Annotated in this window: 3 protein-coding genes and 1 pseudogene; all 4 read left to right on the top strand. The window is 73.5% G+C overall.

Translation table 11 applies throughout. The annotated features are described in order from the left end of the window. Positions 1–811, top strand: an 811-nt coding sequence (locus JNW89_RS35670) for a glycosyl hydrolase family 28-related protein (RefSeq protein WP_305070571.1), incomplete at its 5' end; no start/stop codon positions are given. Then, on the top strand, positions 805–1014 hold the full coding sequence (locus JNW89_RS35675) for a hypothetical protein (RefSeq protein WP_238452363.1): 210 nt from the start codon (positions 805–807) through the stop codon (positions 1012–1014). The genes JNW89_RS35670 and JNW89_RS35675, both read left to right, overlap by 7 nt. Positions 1015–1226: 212 nt before the next feature. Further along, a complete protein-coding gene (locus JNW89_RS35680) occupies positions 1227–1676 on the top strand; it encodes a ribonuclease domain-containing protein (protein ID WP_238452364.1) in 450 nt (149 codons plus the stop codon). A 221-nt stretch (positions 1677–1897) separates the two neighbouring features. Further along, positions 1898–2148, top strand: a pseudogene (locus JNW89_RS35685) (barnase inhibitor); the annotation flags it as partial.

The raw sequence follows: 2148 nt of genomic DNA on the forward strand, positions 1-2148 counted from the left end.
TGGGTCGGCCCGGCCGGCTCCGGCGCCACCGTGGGAGGTGAACACCACCACCGGCGCCCAGGGGGCGATCAACACGGCCCTGAACGCGGTCGGCCCGCAGGGGGCGGTCTTCGTGGCGGCCGGCACCTACTACGTCAAGGCGCCGATCGTGCTGCTGGACAAGCAGACCCTGGTCGGCGCGGGTCCGCTGTCGACGCTGCTGAAGGCGGCCAGCGGTTTCACCGGCGGCGCGATGGTGACCGGCACCGCCACCCGGAACTGCATCCGGGACATCGGGCTCGACGCGGTGAACCTGGCGGCCAACGGGGTGAACCTCCAGATCGCCACCAAGCCCACCCAGTACGGTCCGGACCCGGCGCCCTGGCTGTGCCGGGTGTTCGTCGCGAACACCACCTCCGACGGCATCTACCTCGGCGGCGCGTACCCGGGTGGGCAGCGCGAGTTCAAGCTGACCGACTGCCGGGTGGAGAAAGCGGGTGGCTGGGCGTACAACCTCCAGTCGTCGGACGGCTTCGTCAGCGGCTGCTCGGCGCAGGGCGGCGACGCGGGTGGTTACCTGATCGGCGGCGGCAACATCAAGATGTGGGGCTGCAAGGCGTACGGGACGGGTACCGGGCCGCAACCCGGCCCGCCTTCAAGGTGGCGTCGTCGCGGGCGACCATCGTCGGCTGCGAGGCGCAGGACACCTACGGCTGCGGGTTCGAGGTGTCCGGCCGGGCCGCCACGCTCTCCGGCTGCACCGCCGACTCGACCGGCGTCGGCACCGACGACCGGTACTCGGCCGGCTTCTTCGTCGAGGCCGACGTGGTGAACATCGACGGCTGCTCGTTCCAGCGCGACGGTGGCGGCGCGAGCTGGATCGGCGCGCTGGGCATGCGCTGGGCGCTGCACCTGTCCGGCGCGCCGGACTACCTGTCGGTGCGCCTGGTGAGTGACCCGGTCCACCACGGTCCGTTCCAGGGCACCGTCTTCGGCGCGGCCGGATCGCACTCGTCGATCAGCGTGCTCGGCTGACCCGACGGTAGGTGGAGCGGGCGCAGCGGAGGACGCCGTCGCTCCATCCAGGGGCGGTCCACCCACGCGTGGGTGGACCGCCCACCGATCGGGGCACCGGGATGTCATCGAACGCTGTCGACGAATTTGGCCGCCGGGCCTTCCCGCGCGAGCCGGCCGAGCCCGACACTAAGGGTCGACACCGATCGATGCCTTGTGATCCGGAGGGCCCGATGACCACTCGTGTGACCCCGCCCGCCCCGCTCACCCGCCTGCGCCGCCTGGTCGGCACGTTCGCCCTGCTCACCGCCATGGTCGCCGGCGCGCTCGTCGGCCCGTCCGTGGTGACCCCGTCGCTCACCGACGCCGCGTCCGCCGGGGTCTACAGCTCGTGCACGATGACCCGCTGCGCGGACGCCCGCACCGCCCGGTCCGGCTGGGCCGCCAAGGGCTTCCCGACCAGCCGAGGCTGGTACACCTGGAGCGGCGGGCTCTACAACTTCGCCGGCGGTCAGTTCTACAACCGGGAGGGCCAGCTCCCCGGCAGCGCCACCTATTACGAGTACGACGTCTACCCCCGGCCGTACGGGGCCTCCCGGGACGCGTACCGGATCGTGGTCAACCGGAGCACCGGGGTCACCTGGTTCTCGCCGGACCACTACGCGAACTTCTACCGACTCTGAGCCGGCAGCGGTCGGGCCGGGGACCGGCCGGCCCGACCGGAGCGGGGAGGATGACCGGATGGACGCGCCCGACCTGCCACCGTGGCTGGAGCTGACCGCCGACCCGACCGCCGGCACGGTGGTCGTGCCGGGCGCCGACGCCCGCCGCCGCGCGGAGCTGTTCGGGCTGCCTCGCGCAGGCCCTCGACCTGCCCGAGTGGTTCGGGCGCAACTGGGACGCGCTGGCCGACTGCCTGCTCGACCGGGACGCCGGCCCGCTCACCCTGCGCGTCGACGACGCCGAGCAGCTCCTCGCCGACGAGCCGCCCGCGCAGTTCGCCACCCTGCTGCAGGTCTGCGACGACGTGTGGTCGCACGGCCGGTACCCGTTCCGGCTCGTCCTGCGCACCACCGGCGAGCGGCTGCCCACGCTGTACCGCCGCGTCGCCGCCGCGAGCGCCTGCCCGGCGGTGCCGGCGCCCGGCCCCCCGCC

It is taken from the genome of Micromonospora sp. 4G55, assembly GCF_016803375.1.